Source organism: Nonomuraea sp. H19 (assembly GCF_052068215.1).
Taxonomy (GTDB): Bacteria; Actinomycetota; Actinomycetes; order Streptosporangiales; family Streptosporangiaceae; genus Nonomuraea.
In genome coordinates this window covers 1-23,025 of record NZ_JBQHCV010000064.1, presented here as the reverse complement: position 1 = coordinate 23,025, position 23,025 = coordinate 1, and the positions used below count along the sequence as shown (strand labels likewise).

Annotated in this window: 21 protein-coding genes; 7 read left to right on the top strand and 14 right to left on the bottom strand. The window is 65.7% G+C overall.

The features are described 5' to 3' along the window. Positions 1-541 precede the first annotated feature (541 nt). The 4 genes from ACTMTI_RS55200 to ACTMTI_RS55185 form a co-directional block, all read right to left on the bottom strand. The gene (locus ACTMTI_RS55200; protein WP_441129114.1) at positions 542-2,221 is read right to left on the bottom strand and encodes a DNA/RNA helicase domain-containing protein; all 1,680 of its coding nucleotides are present in this window, start codon (positions 2,219-2,221) and stop codon (positions 542-544) included. Between the two features lie 539 nt (positions 2,222-2,760). Further along, positions 2,761-3,060 (bottom strand): hypothetical protein, encoded by a 300-nt coding sequence (locus ACTMTI_RS55195; protein ID WP_441129113.1) that lies wholly within the window; start codon positions 3,058-3,060, stop codon positions 2,761-2,763. 4 nt (positions 3,061-3,064) lie between these two features. Further along, complete coding sequence (locus ACTMTI_RS55190; protein WP_441129112.1) at positions 3,065-3,649, bottom strand: hypothetical protein; 585 nt, start codon at positions 3,647-3,649, stop codon at positions 3,065-3,067. 4 nt (positions 3,650-3,653) lie between these two features. Beyond that, a complete protein-coding gene (locus tag ACTMTI_RS55185; protein WP_441129111.1) occupies positions 3,654-5,510 on the bottom strand; it encodes a hypothetical protein in 1,857 nt (618 codons plus the stop codon). Positions 5,511-6,124: 614 nt separating this feature from the next. Between ACTMTI_RS55185 and ACTMTI_RS55180 the strand changes: the two genes are divergently transcribed. From ACTMTI_RS55180 to ACTMTI_RS55170, 3 genes are all read left to right on the top strand, one after another. After that, a complete protein-coding gene (locus ACTMTI_RS55180) occupies positions 6,125-9,559 on the top strand; it encodes an ADP-ribosylglycohydrolase family protein (protein WP_441129110.1) in 3,435 nt (1,144 codons plus the stop codon). After that, positions 9,552-10,367, top strand: a complete 816-nt coding sequence (locus tag ACTMTI_RS55175; protein ID WP_441129109.1) for a carbohydrate kinase family protein — start codon at positions 9,552-9,554, stop codon at positions 10,365-10,367. Before ACTMTI_RS55180 ends, ACTMTI_RS55175 begins: the two co-directional genes overlap by 8 nt. Positions 10,368-10,488: 121 nt before the next feature. Continuing rightward, complete coding sequence (locus tag ACTMTI_RS55170; RefSeq protein ID WP_441129108.1) at positions 10,489-11,406, top strand: endonuclease/exonuclease/phosphatase family protein; 918 nt, start codon at positions 10,489-10,491, stop codon at positions 11,404-11,406. An 821-nt stretch (positions 11,407-12,227) separates the two neighbouring features. On the opposite strand, the gene ACTMTI_RS55165 is transcribed toward ACTMTI_RS55170, so the two are convergent. The 9 genes from ACTMTI_RS55165 to ACTMTI_RS55125 all read right to left on the bottom strand — a co-directional run bounded on the left by ACTMTI_RS55165 (position 12,228) and on the right by ACTMTI_RS55125 (position 18,307). Then, on the bottom strand, positions 12,228-13,592 hold the full coding sequence (locus tag ACTMTI_RS55165; protein ID WP_441129107.1) for a tyrosine-type recombinase/integrase: 1,365 nt from the start codon (positions 13,590-13,592) through the stop codon (positions 12,228-12,230). Further along, a complete protein-coding gene (locus ACTMTI_RS55160; RefSeq protein ID WP_441129106.1) occupies positions 13,589-13,780 on the bottom strand; it encodes a helix-turn-helix transcriptional regulator in 192 nt (63 codons plus the stop codon). The genes ACTMTI_RS55165 and ACTMTI_RS55160 overlap by 4 nt, the downstream gene beginning before the upstream one ends. Then, on the bottom strand, positions 13,777-15,108 hold the full coding sequence (locus tag ACTMTI_RS55155; RefSeq protein ID WP_441129105.1) for a replication initiator: 1,332 nt from the start codon (positions 15,106-15,108) through the stop codon (positions 13,777-13,779). Before ACTMTI_RS55155 ends, ACTMTI_RS55160 begins: the two co-directional genes overlap by 4 nt. A gap of 120 nt (positions 15,109-15,228) precedes the next feature. Continuing rightward, a complete protein-coding gene (locus ACTMTI_RS55150; protein WP_441129104.1) occupies positions 15,229-15,387 on the bottom strand; it encodes a hypothetical protein in 159 nt (52 codons plus the stop codon). 2 nt (positions 15,388-15,389) lie between these two features. After that, entirely contained in the window at positions 15,390-15,551 is a 162-nt protein-coding gene (locus ACTMTI_RS55145; protein ID WP_441129103.1) for a hypothetical protein, read from the bottom strand. Between the two features lie 11 nt (positions 15,552-15,562). Next, entirely contained in the window at positions 15,563-15,895 is a 333-nt protein-coding gene (locus ACTMTI_RS55140) for a hypothetical protein (protein WP_441129102.1), read from the bottom strand. Positions 15,896-15,907: 12 nt separating this feature from the next. Then, positions 15,908-16,603, bottom strand: a complete 696-nt coding sequence (locus ACTMTI_RS55135; protein WP_441129101.1) for a DUF2637 domain-containing protein — start codon at positions 16,601-16,603, stop codon at positions 15,908-15,910. A 5-nt stretch (positions 16,604-16,608) separates the two neighbouring features. Continuing rightward, complete coding sequence (locus tag ACTMTI_RS55130; RefSeq protein ID WP_441129100.1) at positions 16,609-17,979, bottom strand: FtsK/SpoIIIE domain-containing protein; 1,371 nt, start codon at positions 17,977-17,979, stop codon at positions 16,609-16,611. After that, a complete protein-coding gene (locus ACTMTI_RS55125) occupies positions 17,972-18,307 on the bottom strand; it encodes an SCO3933 family regulatory protein (protein WP_138666014.1) in 336 nt (111 codons plus the stop codon). The genes ACTMTI_RS55130 and ACTMTI_RS55125 overlap by 8 nt, the downstream gene beginning before the upstream one ends. A 147-nt stretch (positions 18,308-18,454) precedes the next feature. On the opposite strand from ACTMTI_RS55125, the gene ACTMTI_RS55120 reads away from it, so the two are divergent. Next, positions 18,455-18,838, top strand: coding sequence for a GntR family transcriptional regulator (locus ACTMTI_RS55120; protein WP_441129099.1), 384 nt, complete (start codon positions 18,455-18,457; stop codon positions 18,836-18,838). Positions 18,839-19,025: 187 nt separating this feature from the next. Here the strand turns inward: ACTMTI_RS55120 and ACTMTI_RS55115 are convergent, their stop codons facing one another. Further along, a complete protein-coding gene (locus ACTMTI_RS55115) occupies positions 19,026-20,240 on the bottom strand; it encodes a helix-turn-helix domain-containing protein (RefSeq protein ID WP_441129098.1) in 1,215 nt (404 codons plus the stop codon). A gap of 776 nt (positions 20,241-21,016) precedes the next feature. On the opposite strand from ACTMTI_RS55115, the gene ACTMTI_RS55110 reads away from it, so the two are divergent. The 3 genes from ACTMTI_RS55110 to ACTMTI_RS55100 all read left to right on the top strand — a co-directional run bounded on the left by ACTMTI_RS55110 (position 21,017) and on the right by ACTMTI_RS55100 (position 22,809). Beyond that, on the top strand, positions 21,017-21,283 hold the full coding sequence (locus tag ACTMTI_RS55110; RefSeq protein ID WP_138666011.1) for a winged helix-turn-helix domain-containing protein: 267 nt from the start codon (positions 21,017-21,019) through the stop codon (positions 21,281-21,283). Positions 21,284-21,338: 55 nt separating this feature from the next. Further along, a complete protein-coding gene (locus ACTMTI_RS55105; protein WP_441129097.1) occupies positions 21,339-21,812 on the top strand; it encodes an NUDIX domain-containing protein in 474 nt (157 codons plus the stop codon). 508 nt (positions 21,813-22,320) lie between these two features. Then, complete coding sequence (locus ACTMTI_RS55100; protein WP_441129096.1) at positions 22,321-22,809, top strand: hypothetical protein; 489 nt, start codon at positions 22,321-22,323, stop codon at positions 22,807-22,809. Positions 22,810-23,025: the final 216 nt, after the last annotated feature.

Sequence of the window (23,025 nt, the reverse complement as noted above, 5' to 3'; positions counted from 1 at the left end):
CCGCCACCGAGGCCGCCTAAGATCCACTCACGGCACCTACCTCGTCGAGCCTTTTACACCGCTCCGAGGACGCGACCGAGGTTGGATGTCCGGTCGCGTTCGTTGGCATGTGTCACCAAGATGCTCACGCTGTCGGGGCGGGTGTTATAGATGTGCGTTCAGGGTGACACACCGACCGCGGTCGAGGACATCAAGGCCGTGGTAGGCGACTACATCGCCGCCGCCACCCTGCTCGGGCCCAGCCGATGAAGCTGATAAACCGGTCACGAGCCGATGCCGTACGCCTGCGAAGCGGCCACAGCTTGTCCGTCGATCTTCATCGCGGTGGCGAAACCCTGAGGCCTGGAGTGAGGAGATGTCACGAGCTTCGCGTACGGGCCGGTCTGCGCCTTGCCCCTCGATCACCGCCAGCGTGCCCGTCCGGTGGAGCGTAGAAGGTGGATCCTTCGATACGCCCGGCCTGGATAACCGGACCGACCGAACTTGAACCGCCCCGACTTTGATGGAGACTTTGGTGTGCACTGGGTTCCGCAGGGGGCACTCATACACGCGGCTCCAGCAGCCCCGCGAGGAACTCCTGCGTCGCCGGATCGACCGAGTACACAGCGGTGCCCATCATGCCGCGAGTCAGGAGCACCTTGTAGGTGTTGCGGATCAGCCGGTCCGCCTGTTCGTCACTGACTCCTCTGCGCACCAGCGCCGGGTCTTTGCTGGCGCTGCGGACGGTGACAAGCTTGCCGTCGCGGTAGACGAGGTCCGGGCCGAATATCACGCCGTTCCAGTCGTACTCGAATCCCTGGGCGGTGTAGACGCATCCCACCTGCTCGAACCCGCCGGGAGCTGAGGCCCACAAGGCGCTGGCCGGAGCGTTCCCCACGGCTCTGTCACCCTTGACGTTCCACGGACGCGCCCAGTCACCGACCCGCACGTCCGCGACCAAGCTGTCATCCCCGTTCGGGGCACTCCACGGCCAACAGAATCCCGCCGTCATCCGAGCCGAATACCCTGCTTCCAGCCTGCTCCTCAACACGGCCTCCAACTCGTATGGCGACTCGGCGAGGGAAACAGTGAAGTGGTCGTCACCCGTCCACGCCTCCGCAGCGCCGCCGTCCAGGCCCAGCAGCCGCAGCACCCACTCCTCGTACTTGCGGCTCCCGCCACAGCGGAACTGCGCGTCCAGATCGACCTGATGTACGGCAAGTCCGAGAGAATCGGCGTAGGCCGTGATGTCCGCGACCCGCCCCATCTCCCCCGGCCGTACCACCTGATGCTCATCCAGCAGGAACACCGGCACCCGCGCGGCGGCAATCAGCTCGTCCAGCTGTGGCCGGCCCGTCCGCTCGGCCGACCTGGTGAACCGATTGGCCGAGGTCTCGCGAATACGGTGGGCCTCGTCGCAGATCAGCACATCCAGATCGTTGGGCTTGGCGGTCATGAAGTTGTTGAAGTACTTGAACACCGCCTTCATCCGAGTCGATCCCCTGGCGACAACGCGCCTCATCGTCTCGGTGAAGGAGCGCGAACCGGTGGCATGCAGAGCCGAGTAGCCGCGATCGGAGAGCTCACCCAACAGGGACAGCGCGATGACGCTCTTGCCGGAGCCGGGTCCTCCCGTGATGATCACCACCTGCTTCGAGTTGCCCGCCCGTGCCTTCTCCACCGCGTGCAGCACCATCTCGTAGGCCAGACGCTGCTCGGCCAGCAGGACGAACTGATCGCGGTTCTTGATCTCACCCGCAGCGACCTTCAGCAACTGCTTGGACGGACGGATGGCGCTGGACAACAGGCGATCGGCCACCGCGGCCCCCGACTCGGGCGCGAACTGCGCCTTGAGGTAGTCGACGAACTGACCCCTACGCGTCTTGCTGAAGAGCCGAGTGCGCTCGTCCTCGACGTGGTCATAGAGATCGTGGATGTCCGGATCGCTGGCGTTGTGCAGGTAAGCAACCCCACGCACCGCGTTCCTGTGCTGATCCAGAGCCCCGACGAAATCGGCCAGGTATTCGCAGTAGCCCCGCACCTGCACGACCGGGTGAAGCTTGGGCCGATCGCCCATGCCCGACACCAGAACAAGATCGGCGTCGTCCTCGTAGAGCTCGGCCTGGCTCCACTGCTTGAGCTCGACGATCAGATAGGAGTCGGCTCCCGTCCGCCGGTCCCGCCCGGCGAGGATGACGTCGGCCCGCTTGCTGGTTAACGGGAGTTGGTATTCGACGAGCATCTCGACGCCACCAAGTCCGGCTTCAACCAGATCCCTGGCCAGAATCGGGATGCTCCGGTCCCAGGACCTGCGTTCACCCCTACCCGGATTGATCCCTTGAGTGGCGCGCAGGCAGTCCGCAATCACATCACTGAGGACGCGCTCGGGCACCGACTCGGACACCAGCTGGACCAGACTTTCCGCCGAATGCCGGAAAACGGCCACGGATCTACCCCCAGGCAGCACGAAAGACTCGTGCGGTATGGGGGCGTGTCCGCCATCAGAGCGGAAGCCCGTCGGGCCGCATCACCGATACGTCCTGAGATTACCGGGATCTTCACTCAATCCAGTCCCGATCTGCCGATCGGGGGCCTCCGATGCACAGCGGATCGCTGGGGTGGAGGGCAGGATCGAAAGCGGCGCGATGAGAGTGATTTCTCACCAGGTACTTCCGCCAAAAACCGAACGACGCCGCTTCCTAACCGTGAGCGGGCGTAGTCTCCACGCTCTGGAGTGATGATCAGTTCAGTATGGCCTGCGCTGGCACCGCGCCGGACCGGCTACAGGTCGTACCGGCGGCTGATCTCTAGCGCCTGCTGCTCGGTGACCTCGGCTGCGGTACGCGTGATCTGCCAGCGTAGATCGTTCAGGATGGTTTCACCCGCATGCTGAACCCGCCCGTTGTGCCGATCGAGCTCTCCGTCGAAGGTCTTGGCGACCGGGCCCGTCCAGATTCTGCCGGTGTGGAAGTTCTTGGCGGGGGCGTTGAGCGCATCTCGCATCTCGTGAATCAGCGGCTCGATCGTCCGCAGCGCGTCCTGCAACGCCTCCCGCAGCGGATTGGGCACCATTTCGGGCATCGGTTCAGTTCCCCTTCTTCCGGGACGGACTGGGGGACGGTGTGTCGGTGTCGGCGAGGAGTCTCGGTGCTATTAGTTTCATGAGCGCCACCAGGTCCGCGGCGTTGTCCCGCCCTTTGACGCCCCGTACGAGCTCGACTGACAGCCGGGCTTTACCCTTGACGATCAACGCGGCCACCCGGGTCTCCTGATCAGGATCTTTTATGTACGCTCCGTAGCCACCAGGCACGATTGCGGGCAGCAGCTTCCCGCCATCTTTGAGATATTCATCAATCTGACCGCGGACGCCCCAAGAATCGAGGACGACGTACAGCAATTGGGCCCGCTCACCTGTCGGCTGGTAGGTGGCGCACGTGCCGTAACCCACGCCGTTGCGCCATTCCTTGAGAAAACCGACCACGACGGGCTTGCTCACCCCAGTCATCAGTTTGGCCGCAGCCTCCGGAATATGATCACACAGGTAAGGAGGGGCGGGCACGGACGGAAGGGGAGCCGTATCGACTGCGGGCGGCTTGTCCTCCTGGCATGCCGTTGTCAATACCAGTGCGCAGGCGAGCAGGGTGGCTACTCGGGCGATGGATTCTTTCATCGGTTTAGAAGTATGGGAAGCCGTTTTTGAAGGCTCCGTCCAAGGTTTGTTTCATTTCCAGGTCCACCCATGGGTTGTCTTTTGAGCGGGATAGCCATGCCTTGTAGGCATCGTAGGGTCGCTGGTCGGACTTCATCATCTCTTCCAGGGTCATCAGCGTCTTACCATCGTCCTTGAGGAAATTGTTCAATGCCTTGCGGGGATCTTCGCCGGGCTTCAGGTCGGTCAGCGATGCCCAGGGATGGGACTTGGCGGGCGGGTTCGCCGATCCGAACAGGCCGTGGTTGAACATGGCCTGCGCCGCGAGCAGACCGACGAGCTCGCGGGTCCGGTCAGCGGCGGAATTGGCGGACGCGATGGCATCCTTTTCTGCCGTCCCTTTGACGCTGTCCTCGATTACACCACTCCAGGAACTCACCACGCTGGCTGTGATCGGCCATGCCGCTGTCTGTGGGAAGGACAGTCCTGTGTTGATGACCGCCATAAGGATCTTCATGTTGCGTTTCTGTGCCTCGTCCAGTTCACGGCCTTCCTCGATCTTTCCGATGCCGGCCGCGTGTGCGAGCATCCCGAAACCTGCAGCGGCTTCGAGCGTGGCGGAGGCCATGGCGTTCTTGCGGTCGTTCCCGGCGGGCTGTGCGGCGGCGTGGTCGAACAGTCTGCTGCTCAGCGCCGCTTGCGCGGCCATAACCAACCCGAAGGCCTTCTCGTCCTTGGTGAAGACGTTCTTCATCACTTCACGCAGTTCTTGTCGGTCGAACTTTGCGCCCCAAGGCTCGGGCCCGGGCAGGCCGGGATGGTCTTGCTCGTAAACTCCGGGCTTTTCGATCCCTCCTTTCGCGGCCCGATTGACATCGGGAATGTACGCTGCCAGGATCCGCCCGATGGAGATGGGCACGACGAACGCTTCCTGCCGCTTGCCCGCGTGAATCTGCTCGTATTCGAGATGCATGAGGTCCGAGGCCAGCTTGGCCGACAGGTAACCGGAGGACGGCTGCGCGGCTGACCCCGCGCGGTCCCGGTAGATCATGGTGGCCGCTTCCAGCGCTTCGCCCACCGCCACGCCGCCATCCCCCAAAGGGAGCATGGTCGTGTAGTACTTGAGCCTGTCGCCGCTGGCGAAGAATCCCTGGGCGACGTATGGGTGCTTCTTCAACGCCTCCATCACGTCCACCATCGGATGTCGTTCGACACCGTGGTGCATCGCTTGCTTGCGCTCCGTAGCATCCAGCGCCTTGGCCACCTCCAGCAGGAAAGAGCTGTTGAAGGTTCCGTGTTTCAGTGCGGCGGCGATCCCGGCTTGAGTGTTGCGCGAAAGGTTGGCCGTCAGGTCCTTGCGCCACTGTGGGCTCAACTGGGCGCTGGCACTACCGAGCGCCTTGCCCAGAGCCGCTTGCAGGCGCTGGGATTTCTTGTCCTTCCCGTCGGTCTTGGCGAGGAGACGCCGGACCCGCTCCGGGCCCATGGCGTTCATCAGTTTGAGCGCGAAGCCGGCGTCTCCCGCGTGCTTCTCCAGGTGGGGGAGCGTCTTGTCGTCGACTTCCTCGCCATCCGCAGCCTCGTTGAGGGCGGCCGCCGCCGCGTAGGCGTCGGCGTCGTAGGAGACTTTCTTGTGCAGTTCCTCGTCGAATCCGAGCAGTCCATTCGACCGCTCGGGTCCCCAGGTCTTTTCCATCGCCTGGATGGCTTCGTTCCGCCGCCGGAGTTCAGGAGTCTTGGCGCGGATCCAGCCCTCCGCCTCCCGCATGGCGGCCAGCCCCGAGACATCCAGCTCGAGTTTCTCCATGACACGCCGGACCAGCGGCTCCTGCCTACGGAACAGCTCTCCGGCACGGCCAAGTGCTTTCTCGAACTGGTCCATCCACGATGGGTGGATTCCAGAGAACTCATGGTCGAACGGCTTCGACGGGAGATCGGTCGGCTGCGTCATAAGCGTTTCCGGCATCGTCGGGGAACACATCCGGATCGCCAACCAGCCTAGGACTAACCCGACATTTGTCTACGGATTCCTGCGGTACCGATATGGCGATCGCCGTTTCGCCCAGGAGTACGCGAGCCGGCGCGCTCCCGGTTCAACCGCCCGTCCGCGGGTCTCAACCCACCAGAATCTGTCGTTACTGCCACCGAGCGGGCGGAGGTCCACATACGCGCCTACATTCTCCCGCCGGGAGGCGTGGCATGTCAGCGATGTGATCTGGGAACGCCGACATGGTGAGTCCGGCGAGGAACGCGTCGAGATCAGGGAGGCGGAGACCGAGCGAGTCAGGAGCGGTTCTGGCAACTGTTCGGTGGCGGAGAGCAGTAGAGCAAGCAGTCCAACCAGGTGGAAGTGGGCCGACGCCCGGTGTAGAACCTGTCAAGACGGCTTCACAACGTCGGTCCTGCTGCATGGATCTGGGCCGTACAACGCCGTTGAGACGCTCGTCTACCCGGGACGGGATACCACATGCGACTTACACACATACCGAGTTGACTGTGCCGATCTTTCAGGAGGGAAAAACCAGATCTGTAGTAGCGCATGACCGTTCACTCGATTTGTTCGCAAACCGCTTCGAGCTGACCCGGCATGTCGTCACACGCATCAACGAGGACCCACCCCCTGAGCGGATCCTCTACCTGCACGGGCTGGGTGGCAACGGCAAGTCCTTGCTGCTGCGCCATCTGGAGAAGCGTTGCTGCCTGCGTACCGACAGGTGGGAAAGCGTTCGCGACGCCCCTGACCCTGAACTGCTGGAGCGACTGGCCGAGCACGGTCAGCAGGTGCCGGTGGCCAGGATCGACTTCGGAGCCCGGCCGGCGGGTGAGAACCGTCCGCAGGAGGCGTTCTCGGCGTTGTTCATGCTCAAGCGCCAACTTGCCCTACACGGGATCGCCACGCCCCGCTTCGACTTCGCCGCCATCACCTACCTCCACAAGCTCGGCTTCGACATCGCCCATCGGGTGCCCGAGTTGTTCCCCCGCGGCGAGGTCAACATCGCGTTGGACATCGCCGATGCCGTGTTGACGCTGCCGGTTCTGCGCGTGGGGCAGCAACTGTTCCAGATGCTCAATTCGCGCATGGACAAGGCGTTCACCCGCAGGCGGATGCAGCGCCGTCTCTCCCAAGATGACGCGGAGTACATCCTGGCTCTGGTGCCTGAGCCGGACCTCCTGCATGAGCTGCCGCGTCTGTTCGCCAAGGATCTCAACGACGCTGCTGGCGACCATGCGCGGATCGTGTTGCTCTTCGACACCCACGAGGCGTTCTTCGGCGAGGCCATTGGGGATGCCGACAGCTTGATCCACGCTGACAAGCTGATGCGCGATGAGTGGCTGCGCTGTCTGCTCGGCCACCTCGATCTGGGAGCCGGGATCGTCGCCGTCGTGGCAGGCCGCACCCGTCCGCCGTGGCCGTCCGCGCCCGTCTTGCCCATCCCGGAGCGCTATATCGATCACCGGCTGGTCGGCCACCTGACCACCGCGGATGCGACGCAGTACCTCACCCTCGCCGGCATTACCGATCCCGCCATGCAAGCAGCGCTGGTGAACTACGCCTCCACCGCTCCAGACGAGGTGCACCCCTACTTCCTGGGCTTGTGCGCCGACGTGGCGCTGGCCGCCGGGTCCTGTCTGGATCCTGCCGACTTTGTCACGTTGGTCGACAAGGAACGCGACTTGGCTCGCCGGTTGCTGCAGTGGACGCCCGCCGAGGCCGAGTACGGCATCCTGGCCGTGAGTGCCTGCCGCGCCTTCACCGCCGAAACCTTCCACCACCTCGGCCAGACGCTGGACTTCCCCTGCGACCGCAGCGCCTTCAGCAAAGTGACGGCCTTCTCCTTCATCTCGCCGCTACGGGGAGGTACGGCCAGCGGATCTGGCGCCTACACCATGCACAACATCCTGCGCCGGTCACTCCAACACGTCCGCCCGGCGGAGGTGCGCAGAGCCCATGAGGCGCTGGCCCGGCACTATGGCGGGCGCCAGGAGTTCACCGCCGAGTTGGAGGCGGCCTACCACTTGAGCCACCTCCACTCCGCCCAAGGCGTGGCCGCCTGGGTCACGCTCATGGATCGCAGCCTCGCCACCGGCCGCTTCGACCAATGCCGCGCCCTCGCAAGTCTGCTCAGCGAACTACGCATCGACCGCGACGAGGACAAAGGCCGCTGCCTGTACCGCGTGGCCCGCGCCTACCTCGGGCTCGGCCGCTGGGTCCAGGCCGAAGCCCTGCTGGACGGGCTACCTCACCGGTCAGCACATGCCGAGTTGCTCCGCGCCGAGGTGGCCTTCTGCAGAGGTGACTTCGAAAGGGCCGAGAACCTGGCCCGGGCGGCGTTGGCGCTCACGGAAGGGAACGCCCGGGAAGGCTTCCTGTTCCGGTTGGCCGAGATCGAGCTGTATAGAGGACGATTCGCAGAAGGACGTGGGCACGCCACCGAGGGCATGAACGCCACGACTGACCAGGCACCCTGGCTCAAACTTCTCGGCGAGATCGAATACTTCTCCGGCAACGTCGATCGTGCCGACGCGCTCATCAACCAGGCACTGCAGGACGTGGCTGCCCGTCCCGCCCACTTGCGCGACCAGGCCCTGTACGCCGGCCTGCTACAGGACGCAGCGCTGGTCGCCGAGGCCACCGGCACGTGGCAGATCGCGTTGGACAGCCAGAACAAGGCCCTCGACATCCGTAGAGCGTCAGAAGACGCCCGCGGAATCGCTCAGTCCCTCCACGGGCTGGGCAAGGCCCAATGCGGACTAGGTCTGATAGGAGAAGCCGCTCAGACTCTCGCCGAGGCCGGTCGCGCAGCCCGAGATCTCGGTGACGGCCTACTCGCGGCGAAGGTCACCCACAGCGAAGCCGACGTACGGCAGGCCAACGGCGACCATGGCGGCGCGCGGGAACTGACCACCCAGGCGCTGAAAGAGTTCGAGCACCACGGCACCCCCTACGACATGGCCTCTGCCTACCTTTCACTGGCACGCCTGGCACAAGGTCGCCAACGCGTCCGCTACGCCGACCGCGGGCGACGTGCCATCGAGCGGGCTGGGTTCGGCGTCCTCGCCCAGTTGTTCCCCGACCAGGCGATCCCACCTGCAGTACGCATCCTCAACGGGCTGACCGGCTTCTGCTGTGGCGACGCTCTCGGCGTCCCCTGGGAGGGAAAACCTCGCCAGGACATCCGTCTCTCCGACACGCTCACCACACGAGAAGGATGGCCGCTCGGCAGCACGTCAGACGACACCGAACAGCTCATCCTGCTTGCCCAGAATCTGATCGGCACCGGCGGCTCAGAGGCCGCCTTTCTCACCGCCCTGGCTGCGGCACTGCCGACCATGCGGGGAGCCGGCCCCACCACTCGCAGAGCGGTCGCGCGGTTTGAGGCAACCGGGTCACTGGTAGCCGATGGCGGAGCGACCAACGGAGCCATGATGCGCGTGCTGCCCATCGGCTGGGCCCTGCCCGCCACCGATACCGAACGCCGCCGCGAGCTGGCCATACGAATGACGAAAACGACCCATGCCGACCCGAAGGCCATCGCCACCGCCTGCGCTGTTGCCGCCATGGGATCTTGGGCGTTCGAGGCCTGCACCGCCGAGGACCTGATCTCTGTTGCCCGAGAAGAACTCGATCACTTCAGCGTCCCCTTCACCCCAGGATGGGAGCCCGATTCGAGCGGAGTCTCGCTGGATGTCATGGACACATTGGGGGCGATCCTGCATGTACTGCACCTTCACGACGAACCGGTTGATGCCATGCGGTATGCGGTCAGCCTTGGTGGGGACACTGACACCGTGGCTGCAATCATCGGAGGCATCCTGAGCTGCCGCCAAGACTCGGCGGACATCCCCTGGGCACCACAAGTCGCTCTCCCGGTAGGGCTGGACGTGCTTGCCGAAGGGCTGTGGGCCATGCGACGGGCGGCGTATGCCTGACTTCTGGATCATCGGCCCCATCGCCTGGGACCTCGCCCTGTACGTTGACCGCATCCCCGCGAGCGGTCACTTCGTCCAAGCCGGCGAAAGCGTCGAGCGTCCAGGCGGAACCGGCGCCAATGTCGCCGTCGCGCTCAGCCAGGCCGGGGGCCGTGTCCACATGGTGGGCTATGTGGGGGCCGATGCTGCCGGCCAGAACATGACGATGACGCTCACTGCTGCAAGGGTGGACGTCGATCATGTGCAGGTCCTGCCGGGGCACACGTCCTCTGTAGTTCTGCTCATCGAGCCTAATGGCGAACGGACCATCATCGGCATCCACGCTGACCTGCTGCACACCATCACGATCCCGGTCGAGGCGGTGGCGCCAGGAGACATCGTTTACTTCGCCGCCTGGCACGACTCCTTCACCGCCGCAGCCCAAGCCATGGCAGCCGCAGGAGCGCTGGTCACCAGCGTCCCGCCGGGCACCACCCCCGCCATGCAATACCTGATCGGATCCCGTAACGACTTCTCCGTGATCCCGGAGGAAGCCACTGTCATCGTGACCGAAGGCGCCAAAGGCGTCACCGTCTACTCATCGGGCAAGAGCGACCACTACCCGGCCATCCCAACAGATGCAGTAGACACCACCGGAGCAGGCGACGCCTTCGCTGCGGGCTTCCTCTGGGAGATCGGCAACGCAAGACCTCTGGCCGAAGGCGTGCATCTCGGTCTTGCCTGGGCCGCCACTACTGTCCAGGCAAAGTCATCCATGCCGAAAACGTCTTCAGCCCCTCAGTCGGGAGAGGACAGATCTACGCCTTAGGAAGCGCCTCATCGATTCGCTCCTGACATCTACCGCCCCGAACGGCTGCGGCCTCCGAGCGTCATCGTTCACGCACGCGTAGGCGATACCGGAAGTGGCGGAAGCCTGCAAGGATCGCGCGGTGCCGATCTTCCGTGTCGTCCTGCTCGCACTCGCGGCGCTGACCGCCACCGTCCTGGCCTTCCCTCGGGCCGTGCCGAATGGGGTTGGCTACCTCGGCAGCCTGATCGAGACCTTCCTGCCGTGGCTCGTGCTGGTCGTTCCCGTGCTGCTCGGCCTGGCCTGGTGGCGGCGCTCCGCGGTGAGCGCGCTGGCCGCGCTGCTGCCGGCCGCCGCCTGGCTTGTCCAATTCGGCGGGCATATGTTGCCCCAAGAGGAACGGCCACATCACCTGGTCGCTGTGCAGCACAACGTCAGTGACGAGAACACCGACCCGGCCAGCACAGCGCGCGAGTTGATCGCGACCCGGCCAGACCTGATCGGCCTGGAGGAGCTCGTACCAGCAGCCCTGCCGACCTGGGACGCCGCGCTGCGCGTCGAGTATCCGTATCGGACGGTGCAAGGCACGGTCGGTCTCTGGTCCCGCTACCCCCTCGCCGAGGCGGCCCCGGTCGACATCCGCCCGCACGACGTCGGCCCGGACTGGAACCGCGGGCTGCGCGCGGTCGCCCGTACCCCGCACGGCGACATCGCGATCTACGTCGCTCACCTGCCCTCGGTGCGAATCGGTCTGGGCGGATTCGACTCCGTACGCCGGGACGAGAGCGCCCGCCGACTCGGCGCGGTGCTGACCGCTGAACCAATCGACCGCATCCTTCTGCTCGGCGACCTCAACAGCACCGTCGACGACCGCGGGTTGCGCCCGGTCCTCTCGCTGATGACTGCCCCACCTCGCGATTTCGCCTTCAGTTGGCCAGCCCGCGCCCCGCTGGCACGCATCGACCAGATCTTGGCCCGTGCGATGACGGTGACCGCGATCCAATCGCTCCCCAGGACGGGCAGCGACCACCTACCGATCGCCGCCGACATCCGCCTCTGATCCCGAATGTGGTGCGTTATCCAAAGACCAGATGGCATGCACGGTTACGGAAACGGAACTCAGGACGGGAAGTCGGAAACAGTTCGTCGCACATCGCAACGATCAGCGATCCTTCTCGCTTCTTGCCCTCGTCTTCCCTATCCATACGCCTGGGCTCTTCCACACGATCAACGCGAGTCGTTGGGTTTCTGCGCAGGACCCGACGCTGAGGCGGACGCGGCACGGCGGATGTCGCTGATCGATGACGGTTCCCGGACGATGTCGCCTTATTCTTCGACACCTTGGGACTCGGCGTGGACCTCGCCGAGGGAGGAGGCGTCCGAGGCGCGGACGTGGACGTCGACGGCAAGGCGAGCGCTACGGGGCCCTCAGAGATGATCGGGCGAGACGTCGGCATCGAGGCGACCGTCGTCCGGGGTGAGTAGCCGTTCGTGCCCCATGAACTCGACCAGAAGCCGGCGCCTATGCACGCCAGGAAGCCGACGATGACCGCCGGTCGCGTTAGGCGATCCCAGCCTCGAAGAGCGGATCGTTCTGGCGGGGCCGGGGTCGAGTACCTTCTCCAGCCGAGCGAGTCAGATGAGGCGAGGAGGCGCGGCCGGTCCCGAAGCGGCAGGCCGTACGGCGGGCGCCGCACCGGACGTGACTCTCCGGTAGGGAAGGCGGAGCGGTTCTGATCACTGTTCATGGTCCTCCTCTCGCTGCCCGTGCATGCAAGAGTGACGCAACGTAACGACCTCTGGCGGGAGCGACGCGGCCTGAGGAGCGGCATTGAGTGGCATGGCCCCGGTCGCCCGGGGCCGGAGGCGGATAGACCTGCGCTATTCGTTCAAGGCATCGTTGATCTTGCCGTTGATCTGCTCTTGCTGGCCGTCGATGCACTTGGCGTAGACGCGCAGCAGGACGTCAACGCTGTGACCGGCGCGTTTGGCGACCTCTACGGCCGGGACGCCCACGTTCAGCCACAGCGAGACCGCCGCGTGACGGAGGTCGTACGGCCTGGCGGCCAGCGACGACGCGATCTGTTCCGGGGTGAGGGCGAGTTTGCGGGCTTCCTGCCAGACATAGGAGTAGGCCGAGCTGGAGTAGGAGCCGCCGGTGCCCGTGCGGAAGATTCTGCCGTCCTTGGCGGTGCCGTACGTGGCGATGTGCTCGCGGAGCATGGCGACCAGGACGGGCGGGATCGGGATCTCTCGTGTCTCCTTGTCCGCGCGGTGCTTCAGGCAGCGTGACTCGTGGGTCTCGCCGGAGTTGGTCCAGCGCTTCGTCCCCTGGGGGCGTGCCTTCTCCAGGACGATCAGACCCCAGCCTGTCTCCGGCAGCGTGCAGTTTCTCAACCGCAGGTCGGCCGCCTCCTCCGGTCGGAGGGCGGCGTAGTAGATGCAGGCGAACAGGGCCTTGAGCCGGACACCGCGCTTGCGGCCTACCTGGGGGATGGCGTCGAGGAGCTTTCGCGCTTGGGACGGGTTGACCACCGAGCGGGGGTCAACGATCGTCAGGGCCTTCGGCGCCGTCCATTTGATCCCGTCCAGCGGATTGCTGCTGAACACCTTCTCCTCCACCGCGTGCTCCAGGAGGTGATGCAGAATGGAGCGCTTCCGCCGCACCGTGTTCGCCCCTGCCGGAGCACCGGCGAAGGTGACCGATATGGCGTTCAGCGCGGTTCGAAGAACGTGCGCCTCCCCCAGTGCCGCCAATGGAAGGGACGCCCTCTCCAGCCAGCTCAACGCCGCAGCTTGAGCTGTAGTCAGCTCGGCACGCCTCTTCTCTGGCAGGAGAACGTGAATTCTGAGGACCTCACGCAGCTCCTCCGCGGAGGGACGGCGCGGTGCGTCGGCCACCAAGGCCGGGATCAGCGTCAGGAGCGCATACGCGTCGGTCTCGCGCGTCCGGGCCGCCGAGGTGTTCCAGCGGCGAAGCACGTACGCCTGGGCGAACTCGAGGAACGACGGCCCGGAGGCTTCCGGCGCGAGCATCGATACCGGCAGGCCGGTGGCGATGTCGAACTCCTCCCCCGCCTTGGCCGCCTGCCGCAGGTCGGACATGAAGGCGTTGGCCAGCCCTTTGGTGCGGAAGCTCTTCGATCTCTCCTTACCGGCGACCCGCCAGCGGGCGACGTAGACCGGTGTACCTCGATTGGAGCGCTGCTGGATCTGGCTGAACCTCACGTCGTAGGTGGTCTTCACTTCCCCTCCCGTCGCGCATCGAGCCAGGCCGTGAGGTCGCTCCGCCAGACGCGGAGTTCGAGGTTGGGCAGTTGGATGCAGACCGGCGCACGGCCGAGCTCGCGCCAGCGGTAGAAGGTGCGACGGGAGACCCCACCCAGCTCGGCAAGGACCTGCGGAACGGTCAGCAACTCGTCGCTTCTGCTCATCGAGCATCACCGCCGACGGTTGAGAGGGGGACGCCGGTGATCGCCGCTGCGAGGAGTTGTTCTCCCAGGGAGAGCCCCTGTCCGGCGTACTGCCAGTGGGCGATGACCAGGACGGTGTCCTCCTCGAAGAGGGGAAGCCGTCCGGTGGTGATCTCTTCTGTGCGCATGTGTTCTTCGCGGGCGGCGCGCAGGGCGCCCAGGGTGGTGGAGTAGCGGCGGCTCTTGGTGGAGAAGTGGCCACGGAACCCGAGCATGTGGGCCCAGTGGGTCAGCCGGAGGTCGGCCAACCCTGGCTGACTGCCCAGGCGTATGCAGGCGGCGATCAGCTGGCGGGCGTGCTCACGGACCGGTAGCCGGTTCAGGTCGTCGAGCGGTTGGATGCGCCGGTCCAGGGTGCCGACGCATTCAGCGGCCTTCGTGGCGTATTTGGCTATGTACGCGGCGACGGCCTGTTCGGTCAGTTCGCCGTCCATGGTGATGCGACGAACGTCGAGTTGTGTGCCCCAGCGGAAGGTCCGGCCCAGTGGCTTGATCTCCGCCGTCACTGCGGCAGTCGCATGTTGGACGGCTTGGCCCAGCACGTCGGCCGTCGCCCAGGCCGGGGGTGGTGAGTCGGGGCCGTCCGGTCCGTCGAGGCGGATGACCGCGTGGAAATGGACCACCCCGCGCCGCTGGTATTCGGCGACCTTGGCGAAGGCGATGCTCACGTGCTCACGCAGGGCCTTGACGGTCAGGCCGTTGAGCCTGGCGAAGCGGCGGCGCAAGGCCAGCGTGAAGCGCCGCCACAGCTCCGGACTGATGGCGTTGAACAGCACCGAGCCGTCGTAGTCGTAGCAGTCCGGGCACAGCGGCTCGCCGAGCCGTGGGTCGTCGGCGCTGTGCCGGTCGGTGCAGGACATCACCTGCCCGTGCGGGCAAGTTTCGGCGTCGCGGCGAGCGTGGCAGGGCAGGACCTTGCCGTTCTTCTCCCGCCGCACGTGCACGGCCCCGAAGGAGGGTGCGGTGAGGGTGACGAACAGACACGGGTGCGCGCTGACCGTCTCGGGGACGCCCTTGCCACCAACTAGGCCGGCGCGGACGAGTTGGTACGTGTCGGCGCGGTAGACCTCGGCGCAGGCCGGGCAGCGGGAGGCACGCCGCGTCTTGCACGCCACGCGCAGGACGCCGTCCGGCTCGTGGATGGTGCTGTAACGGTGGAGAATTTGACCGGTGAGGCGGTCGTAGTGCTCGACCTTGCCGCGCAGGTGGATGGGCTGTCGACAGCCTCCGGATCGCTTGATCTGGCGGGCCCAGCGGTCGTAGTTCGGGTGATGGAGTCGGGAGATCATCCCGGCTATGGCGTGTGGGTGGTGCAAGATGGAACCGTCCTATCCGGATGCGATCTGGTGGGATGGCCCCTCACCTGGCGCGGAACTTGGCGGTTGTGTGGCCAGGTGAGGGGATCTCGGCTATGCGCCGTGGTTGTCGATGCCGGTGCCGTCGCAGTCGCGGCAGGTGTCGCCGTCGCCGTCGAGGCCTGTGCCGTTGCAGGTGCAGCAGTGGCCGTGAGCAAGCAGGACGGCGGCGAGGATGTCGGTCCAGTCGGCTTCGAGCTCTTCGGGCTCCATGGTCAGCGGTCCTTGCGCGGGGTGATCGTGAGGTAGAGCCGGTAGTGCTGCGGCCGGTTCCGGTTCGGGAAGGCGCGCGACATGGACGTGACGGTGAAAAGCTGGCGGAGGTGGATCATGCCGAGCGTGAGTTCGGCGCGGTTGCCTTCGAGGCGGATTCGCATGGTGGTATCTCCTAGAGGTTGTCGCTCTTGATACAGCCGCGGTAGCTGTCTTCGGCTGCGTGCCGGGCACGGGCGGCGGCGAGGATGGCGATGAACTCGTAGCGGACCGGCCCGAAGTCGATGGCGGTCATGTAGTGGCCGTAGGGCAAGTGGTCGGGGTCGATCTCGGTACCGAGCAGGGCGGCGACCTTGTCGACCTCGGCGCGCATCTGGTGGTCTGGCCCGTTGGCGGAGAAGGCCCGCAGGATGACGGGTGCCAGCGAGACCGGTACCTCGGGGTTGGCCTTGAGGAAGCCGGCCAGGGCGATGAGTCCGGCGATGAGGGCGTCTCGTTCGTTCTGCATGGTGATTGCCTTTCAGCTGGTTTCCGGGGTGGTCCGCAGGGTGCGGAGCAGGTCGGAGGCGAGTTGGTTGGACACGCCCAGGCGGGCGCGGAGAACATCGCGAGTGATGGGCTTGCCGTGCCTGGCGTGGTGTTCGTCGGCGACGCGGCGGGCGTAGTCGACGAGTGCCGGGGACGGTCCTGGTTGTTCGTTCTGGCCGTCCTGGGCGGGGACGAGGGCAGGACGATCGGTGCCGGGGACGGCCTCGGGCTCGCTGGGACGGGGACGGGACGGTGAGACGTCTGCCGGGGACGTCTCGGAGACGTCCTGGGACGGTTCGGGACGAGGGCCGGACGTCCGGCGTTCGAGCATCGAGATGGCGACGAGGAAAGTTGCCGCTGGGGTGGCGGCGGTGATCCGTCCCCACACGGTTGGGTCGGCTTGCTGCAGATTGGCGGCCAGGGACAGGACGACACCGCCGCTTAGCACCAGGACGGGCCAGGAGATCAGGCCGCGCCGCCTGCGGCCGGTCTTCTTGTCGCGTTGGCGTTCGCGGGCGGCCATGACACAGGTCAGGTCGATGCAGACGGCGATCGCCCAGGCCATCCAGCCGGACTGTCCATGTTCGCTGGCGGTATCGCGGATGTGGGTGAAAGACCCGGCTCCAGCGATAATGGCCAGGACGAAGACGGGGCCGGTGTCGAGCGACCAGCGGGCGAGGCGTCGCATCGGATTTAGGCCTTTCGCGGGTCCGGGATGGAGTCGAGGAACTCGGCCAGGTCGGCGTCGCTCATCTGCGCGGCATGGCCGGAGATGACGTCCGCCCAGGCCGGTGTCTGGTCGGCGTAGGCGGTGGCGGCGTGCTCGGCGGCTTGCTCGCTGACGTAGAAGGAGCGGGCGCGGTACCACTGGCCGTCCTGTGAGGCGACGATCGCGACGCCGGGTGTCTCGGCGGGGATGGCGCGTGCCGAGGCAAGTGCGGCGGGGTCGAGGTCGCCGAGGGTCATGGTCGCGGTTTCGGGATCGTTGACGCGGTGGCAGATCCGTCCCGAGCACTGGGCGCGTAGGGCGGTGACGCCTGGGCCGAGATCGGAGCCGATGCGCTGGCCACAGCAGAACAGGTAGATGCCGAACGCCCGCCCGAGCTGGGCCACCCGTAGGAGAGCCGTCGAGGTCTTGGCGATCTCGTCCTTCTCGCTCTTGTCTGCCATCAGGTACAGCTCGGCCAACTCGTCGACGAGCACGACGACGGGCACCGGGCGTTGGTCGTCCGGTAGTTGCCAGATGTTGCGGGCGCCAGCTTCGCGGCACTGGGCCATGCGACTAGTCATCAGGCCAACGAGGTCATCCAGGAGAGCGACGCATTCGGCCCGCGTGGTGCCGAGCGCCGACAGGCGCGGGTTGTACGGGGTGAACTCCACGCCGCCCTTGAGGTCGAAGCCGACCAGTGCGACCGGTTGCGGAGCGAGCCCTTGAACCAGGGCGTTGGCGAGGTTGGATTTGCCGGACTGCGTGGCTCCGGCGTTGAGCCAGTGCGGGACGGTCTTGAAGTCGATGGTCCACGGACCGCCGGTCTCCAGACGGCCCACGATGACCTTGAGCAGCTCGGGCGACGCGGGCAGAGTCTCGACCCGGACGAGTGGATCGCGGACGGTGGCGGACAGGACGACCCGTCCGGGACGAGGGGACGAGACGCGGACGGCGTGCACGCCCCAGGAGTGGGCGAGCCGTTCGGCGGCCTCGGCGTAGTCGGCCGGGATCTGGCCCTCAAGGGTGTGCAGGGTGACCCGCCAGCCGTACCGGGTGGGCTTGGGCAGCCACATGAACGGCCTGGTGTCCACGGCGATGCGCTGCCACCTGCGCCTGACCTGGACGACACCGGTCGAGGCCACCAGGCCCGGCACGGTGGTGAACCAGAAGCGCTGCCGCTTCTTGGTCAGCCCGCAGCCGAGGGCGACCTTGCGCCAGCTGGCCCACACGCTGATCGCGGTCAGCGGGAAGGCGACCACGAGCCAGAACGAGCGGTAGTGCCAGCGGCGCCAGGCCCAGAGCCCGGCCGCCGAAGCGGCCAGGACTCCGAGCAGCAGGAGGTGCGTGTCAGACACGGAGCGGCTCCCCCGCGTCTGCCGGTAGGAGCGCCGCGGCTCGGTAGGAGATGCCCCACCGGCCGGCGATCTCCCACACGTAGCCGACCAGGCCCGTGGGGTTGACCTGCTGACCAGCACTGATCGGGGGCTCCCCCGAGGTGCCGATCTTGACGAGTTCGATCCGGCCGAACTCGTCTTCCACGGAGACGGTGACCTCGTAGACGGTGTTGCCGTTCTTGTCTGTCTTGATCTCGCCCGTGTCCTTGTTGAGCAGCCGCGGCTTGGGCGACTTGACGCAGGTGATCACGAGCTTGGAGGTGTCGACGGGGATAGGGATGGTGCGCATGAGAGCTGGTCTCCTTCTGAGGTGATGTTCCAGATACAAAGATACCTAGGTATCTAGCTCTGTAAACGCATAGAGCTGGGTTGGAGCTCCGAGATTGCTTACAGGTTGCCCAGAGACCTAGGCATCTAGAACCGCTACTGTTGAGGTATGGCAACCACTGACCGGCGCCGGCCGTACCTGAGGATTGCCGAGGACATCCGGCGCGACATCGCATCGGGCCGGTATGCAGTCGGGGAACGCCTCCCCGTGGCGCGCGAGCTGGCGGATCGGTACGGCGTTGCCATGATGACCATCGGCAACGCCCTGGCCGTCCTGCGCGATGAAGGACTCATCGAGACCCGCCAGGGAGCCGGCAGCTTCGTCAGCCGGACCCCCGACGACGAGACCGCCGGCCCTACCCCTGGCGAGCGCAGCGAAGAGTTCCGCATCATCTCCGAGCAGCTAAGCGAGATCCGTCAGCACGTGCAGAAGCTGACGGTCAGGCTGGACGAGCTAGACGCTCGGACTCGTCCTGATCAAGCCGAGAAGTGATCCTGACCGCGCGCCGCTGGAGTTCGGCCAAGTCGGCCGCGATCTCCGCCAGCTCGCGAAGCAGGATCTGTCTTTCGATCTCACTGAGACCCACGTACCACCCCATTGTGTAGGCAGGACGCCGAAGCGCCCCCGGGTTACCTGACGGGTGGGGAGCCATTGCGCGGATAGCCCTCCGTTGTCGTGCTCAGAGCAGCCGCATCACCTTGGCGAGGTTGAGAATCTCGCGCTGACGATGCAGCTTGCCGCTGTCCCTCAGGTCGCGCACGATGTTGCGGACCAGTGGACGGTTCCGGACGTGCTGAGGCGCGATCCGGTCGGCACGAAGCAGAGCGTCAGCAGCTTCGTTGTCCTTTCTGTTCATGTGGTAGCCCGCCGCGGTGCAGGTCCAGTAGTGAGCCTGACGTTCCGACGAGGCGATCTGGGCGATCTCGACGTGTTCGGCCCGGGAGATGACATCGCGCGGCCGGCCCAGCTCCATGCTGACCTCAACCGCGTGGATCGTCGTGTTCACTTGGTTGAACTGCGTCTGGAAGACGTTGCCGTCCCGCGGCAGCACTTCGGCGACCCGGCGAGCCTCCCCAAGATGGCTCTCGGCCTCTCGCTGATCCCACAGCCGCGAGTACGCCACGGCGGCCCGCAGGTGCAGCGCACCCCACATCGCCTTGATCGTGTCGTCCGTACCCACATGCGGTTCGATCTGGTCGAGCGCCGACAGAGCCGCGTCCTTGGCAGGATCGAGCTGCGCTTCGTGCAGCCACACACCGCACAGATCCCAGCTCGCCGCGGCGACCAGGTCAGGGGCACCGACGCGTTGAGCGGCGACAAGCTCACGTTGCACGGCAGTCCACCCCAGGTCGTGATGCCCCAGAAGGTTGGACGACACCCGCGCCATGTGACAGGCCCGCAGCATCAACGCTTCGGCTCGATCGCGATCGGCCGACGAGTCGTTGGTGATGGCGATGAGATCGGTAAGGATGCTGGGCAACACCTCTCCCAGCGCGGTGAACTTGGCGTCCTGGCGAAGCTGCTCGGCAAGGCGGACGTTCGCCTCAAGCTCCTGCAGCGACCGCGGCTCTCTGGTCGCTTGCAGCATCACCCCGCTGGGCAACGAAGCCTGCTGGAGCGCGAGCCGAAGCTCCGGAACCGCCGCGTGCCCGGAGTCGAGCTCCGTCGTCTCGTGCCGGTATGGCTGACCCGTGAGCTCGGCGACCTCCACCCCGAGCACCTCGGCGAGCTGGCCGACCACGCTCATGCGGTCCAGAGGCAATCGTCCGTTCTCCACCTTCGACAACCAGGAGACGGAACGGCCGATCTTCTCAGCGAGAGTGGCTTGATCCCACCCCTTACGGTGACGAGCCCGCGCGATCCGCTGGCCCTGCGTCACGTACTCTGTTGCCACGTCCCCGCCCCTCCCTCTCGCCGTCGCTTGCTTCGACGATAAGGCGGATGACCTGCGCCACTGGCAGAAAAACTGCCAGTCGAGGGCACGCGAAACCGCAGGGCGGCCTTCGACCTGCGGAAACGCCCATCACAGATCAGTTGTGCATTGTGACGCTACGTGTGCGCGGGCTGCATGGCTCGGCGCGTCGTCACCTCGCTTCCCCATTCATGAGCTGTCGCCACAGCGCCTCGGCCTGGGCGACCCTCACCCATGGGCTCTCGACGACGACCCACGGAAAAACTGACCGGTCGTACCGCCGGATGAACCCTTGCCCACCAGCCAGACACTGCTCGAAAACCAGAGACAGGCATTCGCAGGTGTAGGCCCGGACACGGGTTCGATCCGCACGCCGCTGGACCGGCGACCACCTCACTGGCACCGCATCCGGACGAGGTGATGCAGGGTGCATGCCGTGGAATTCACCGAAGTCCGCCACTGGGCTCACCGTCCTTTGTCGCGCGATCGCCAACGCGGCGCCGTCGGGGTCCACGGACCGCGATCGATGAACAGGCGCTGGTGAGCGAGTAGCCAACTCCAACCGCACCGCGCGCACTCACAGGGCGGCCAGTCGGAGCGCACGTGCGGAGCCCCACCCGGAGAGGCCCTGGACCTTCGCTCACCAACGCCATGCCTCCAAGCTAGCAAGCCTGTAAGCCCCTGTCTATCCCGTGCAATTCCATGGAGCTTCACGATCCGACATGAAGGGCCGTGAAACGCCCTCCTACTCTCATACTGTGGCCAGATATGTCGAGCACACGCGCACCTGGGAGTTCGACGAGGACCGTTCCCGCTGGGAGCAGATCCTCGAGGTCCTCGTCACGCGCATCGACTCGGGCGAGTGGGGACCCAAGTTCAAGATCTCCGAAGTCAAGCTTATGGAAGAGTTCGGAGTCGCCCGCCCCACCATACGCAAGGCCATGGAGCGCCTCAGAGGCGCCGGCAAGGTCTACACCGTCCCCAACCTGGGCAGCTTCGTGAAGGCCGACACCGAAGCCGAATAGAGCGAGGACGCCGACGCCCTCAACGACAGGCCCTCGGGCAGCGTAGGATCCGGGCGTGAGCAAGCGGATCGACTACTACAACGACCCGAGCGCGCCTGCCGCCAACAGCCTCGTCCCGTCCGTGAACGTCGTGGTCACCAACGAGGCCGGAGAGCTGCTGCTCATCCGCCGCTCCGACAACGACAACTGGGCCCTACCGGGCGGAGCCATCGACCTCGGCGAATCCATCCCGGAGGCAGCCATCAGGGAGACTCTCGAAGAGACCGGGATTACCTGTGAGATCACGGGCCTGGTCGGCACCTACAGCGACCCCGGCCACGTCATCCACTACACAAGCAACGACGAGGTCCGCCAGGAGTTCTCCCTGGTCCTCACGGCCCGGGCCGTTAACGGCCAGCCAACGCCGAGTACGGAGTCGCGGGAAGTGCGCTGGGTACCGCGGCACGAGGTCAGCAACTACGGCATGCACCGCTCCATGCGGCTCAGGATCAGCCACTACCTCCAAGGTGGCAGCCCACACATCGGCTGAGCAAGCCTGGGGCCAATGACGTCAAGCATCAACCGAGACATCGGCTGTCACTAGAGCGCATAACCGCAGCTCAGAGCCATGATAGATCGTCTGGATGAGACTTTTCTCCACGGTTTCAAGGGCAGCCCGCCTGCGGCGGCCTGCCGCGCGTCGGGCGGTCGCTGGCCGCGCTGCGGCTCTTCGGCCGGTCGCGGCCAGCGCCGCCCGCGCACTGATGGTCAGGCGAACACCTGAGTGGGGAGTCTTCCGATAGCTGCGGTGATCCGTCCGTGGGCTGGCGCACCGCTTCCGATCCTCGGGCCTTGGCGGCCCTGCGTTCGGGTCGGCGGCCATCGAATAGCCTCATGATCTCAATTGCCCGATCCTCGAGAGAACGTTAGGTGCTCGACAAGAAAGGGGCCGCCGGCACAGGTGTGACGCCAACGGCTCCAAGCGGTGGTTATAACGATCTTCGTGATCTTCTCGGAGTAACTCGCCGATCTTTGGGCGTGCGGTTCATCATGAAGCCATGACCACCGGATGGCGGATAGCGGGCGCGATAGCGCCAGGCACGGCCTTGGCGGGGCTAGGTGTACTGCTGTTCAAGGCAGGTCTTGACGACGCCGATAAGTGGGCCAGCGTGATTGGCGCGTTTGCAGGACTGCTCGGTCTGGGCATCTCCGGATACGGGGTGATGCTCGCTCGCCGAGCCATGCAGTCGGACCCGCAGGCCGCAGGAGCACAAGTGACTGCGTCCGGGCAACGATCGATTGCCGCGCAAACCATCTCCGGCACCATCTCCACCGGCGACTCCTTGCCTGGCAGCTCAGCCGACAACGAGCAGCCGACCAGGCAGGCCCCTCAGGCGGGCCCTTCCTCTTTGCCTGCGACCGAGATACCTCAGGCTGTCGTCGAGACGACCCAGGTAACCGTGACTGCGTCCGGCGAGCGATCGATTGCCGCGCAAACCATCTCTGGCACCATCTCCACCGGGGATGACTTTACGGGTAACCGCTGAGGGGCGACCGTGAGTGATGCGACATCACCACGTCACACAGAGGTCAACGCTTCTGGCGATCGGGCAGTAGCCGCCGAGGAGATCAACGGAGTGGTGTCCACTGGTGACCACTCACCGATCAACATGTACGCGCCCCGATTGACAGAGTTCCATCCTGTTTTCCCAGGTAGTAGGGGATGGCCTGGCGCGGTCGGATGTGGTCTCCGCTGGTGAGTG

Excerpts from the sequence above, each read along its gene's own strand:
- ACTMTI_RS55200 (WP_441129114.1), bottom strand. The coding sequence starts at position 2,221 with ATGCTCGTCGAATACCAACTCCCGTTAACCAGCAAGCGGGCCGACGTC.
- ACTMTI_RS55195 (WP_441129113.1), bottom strand. The coding sequence starts at position 3,060 with ATGCCCGAAATGGTGCCCAATCCGCTGCGGGAGGCGTTGCAGGACGCG.
- ACTMTI_RS55190 (WP_441129112.1), bottom strand. The coding sequence starts at position 3,649 with ATGAAAGAATCCATCGCCCGAGTAGCCACCCTGCTCGCCTGCGCACTG.
- ACTMTI_RS55185 (WP_441129111.1), bottom strand. The coding sequence starts at position 5,510 with ATGGACCAGTTCGAGAAAGCACTTGGCCGTGCCGGAGAGCTGTTCCGT.
- ACTMTI_RS55175 (WP_441129109.1), top strand. The coding sequence starts at position 9,552 with ATGCCTGACTTCTGGATCATCGGCCCCATCGCCTGGGACCTCGCCCTG.
- ACTMTI_RS55160 (WP_441129106.1), bottom strand. The coding sequence starts at position 13,780 with ATGAGCAGAAGCGACGAGTTGCTGACCGTTCCGCAGGTCCTTGCCGAG.
- ACTMTI_RS55155 (WP_441129105.1), bottom strand. The coding sequence starts at position 15,108 with ATGATCTCCCGACTCCATCACCCGAACTACGACCGCTGGGCCCGCCAG.
- ACTMTI_RS55150 (WP_441129104.1), bottom strand. The coding sequence starts at position 15,387 with ATGGAGCCCGAAGAGCTCGAAGCCGACTGGACCGACATCCTCGCCGCC.
- ACTMTI_RS55145 (WP_441129103.1), bottom strand. The coding sequence starts at position 15,551 with ATGCGAATCCGCCTCGAAGGCAACCGCGCCGAACTCACGCTCGGCATG.
- ACTMTI_RS55140 (WP_441129102.1), bottom strand. The coding sequence starts at position 15,895 with ATGCAGAACGAACGAGACGCCCTCATCGCCGGACTCATCGCCCTGGCC.
- ACTMTI_RS55135 (WP_441129101.1), bottom strand. The coding sequence starts at position 16,603 with ATGCGACGCCTCGCCCGCTGGTCGCTCGACACCGGCCCCGTCTTCGTC.
- ACTMTI_RS55125 (WP_138666014.1), bottom strand. The coding sequence starts at position 18,307 with ATGCGCACCATCCCTATCCCCGTCGACACCTCCAAGCTCGTGATCACC.
- ACTMTI_RS55120 (WP_441129099.1), top strand. The coding sequence starts at position 18,455 with ATGGCAACCACTGACCGGCGCCGGCCGTACCTGAGGATTGCCGAGGAC.
- ACTMTI_RS55100 (WP_441129096.1), top strand. The coding sequence starts at position 22,321 with ATGACCACCGGATGGCGGATAGCGGGCGCGATAGCGCCAGGCACGGCC.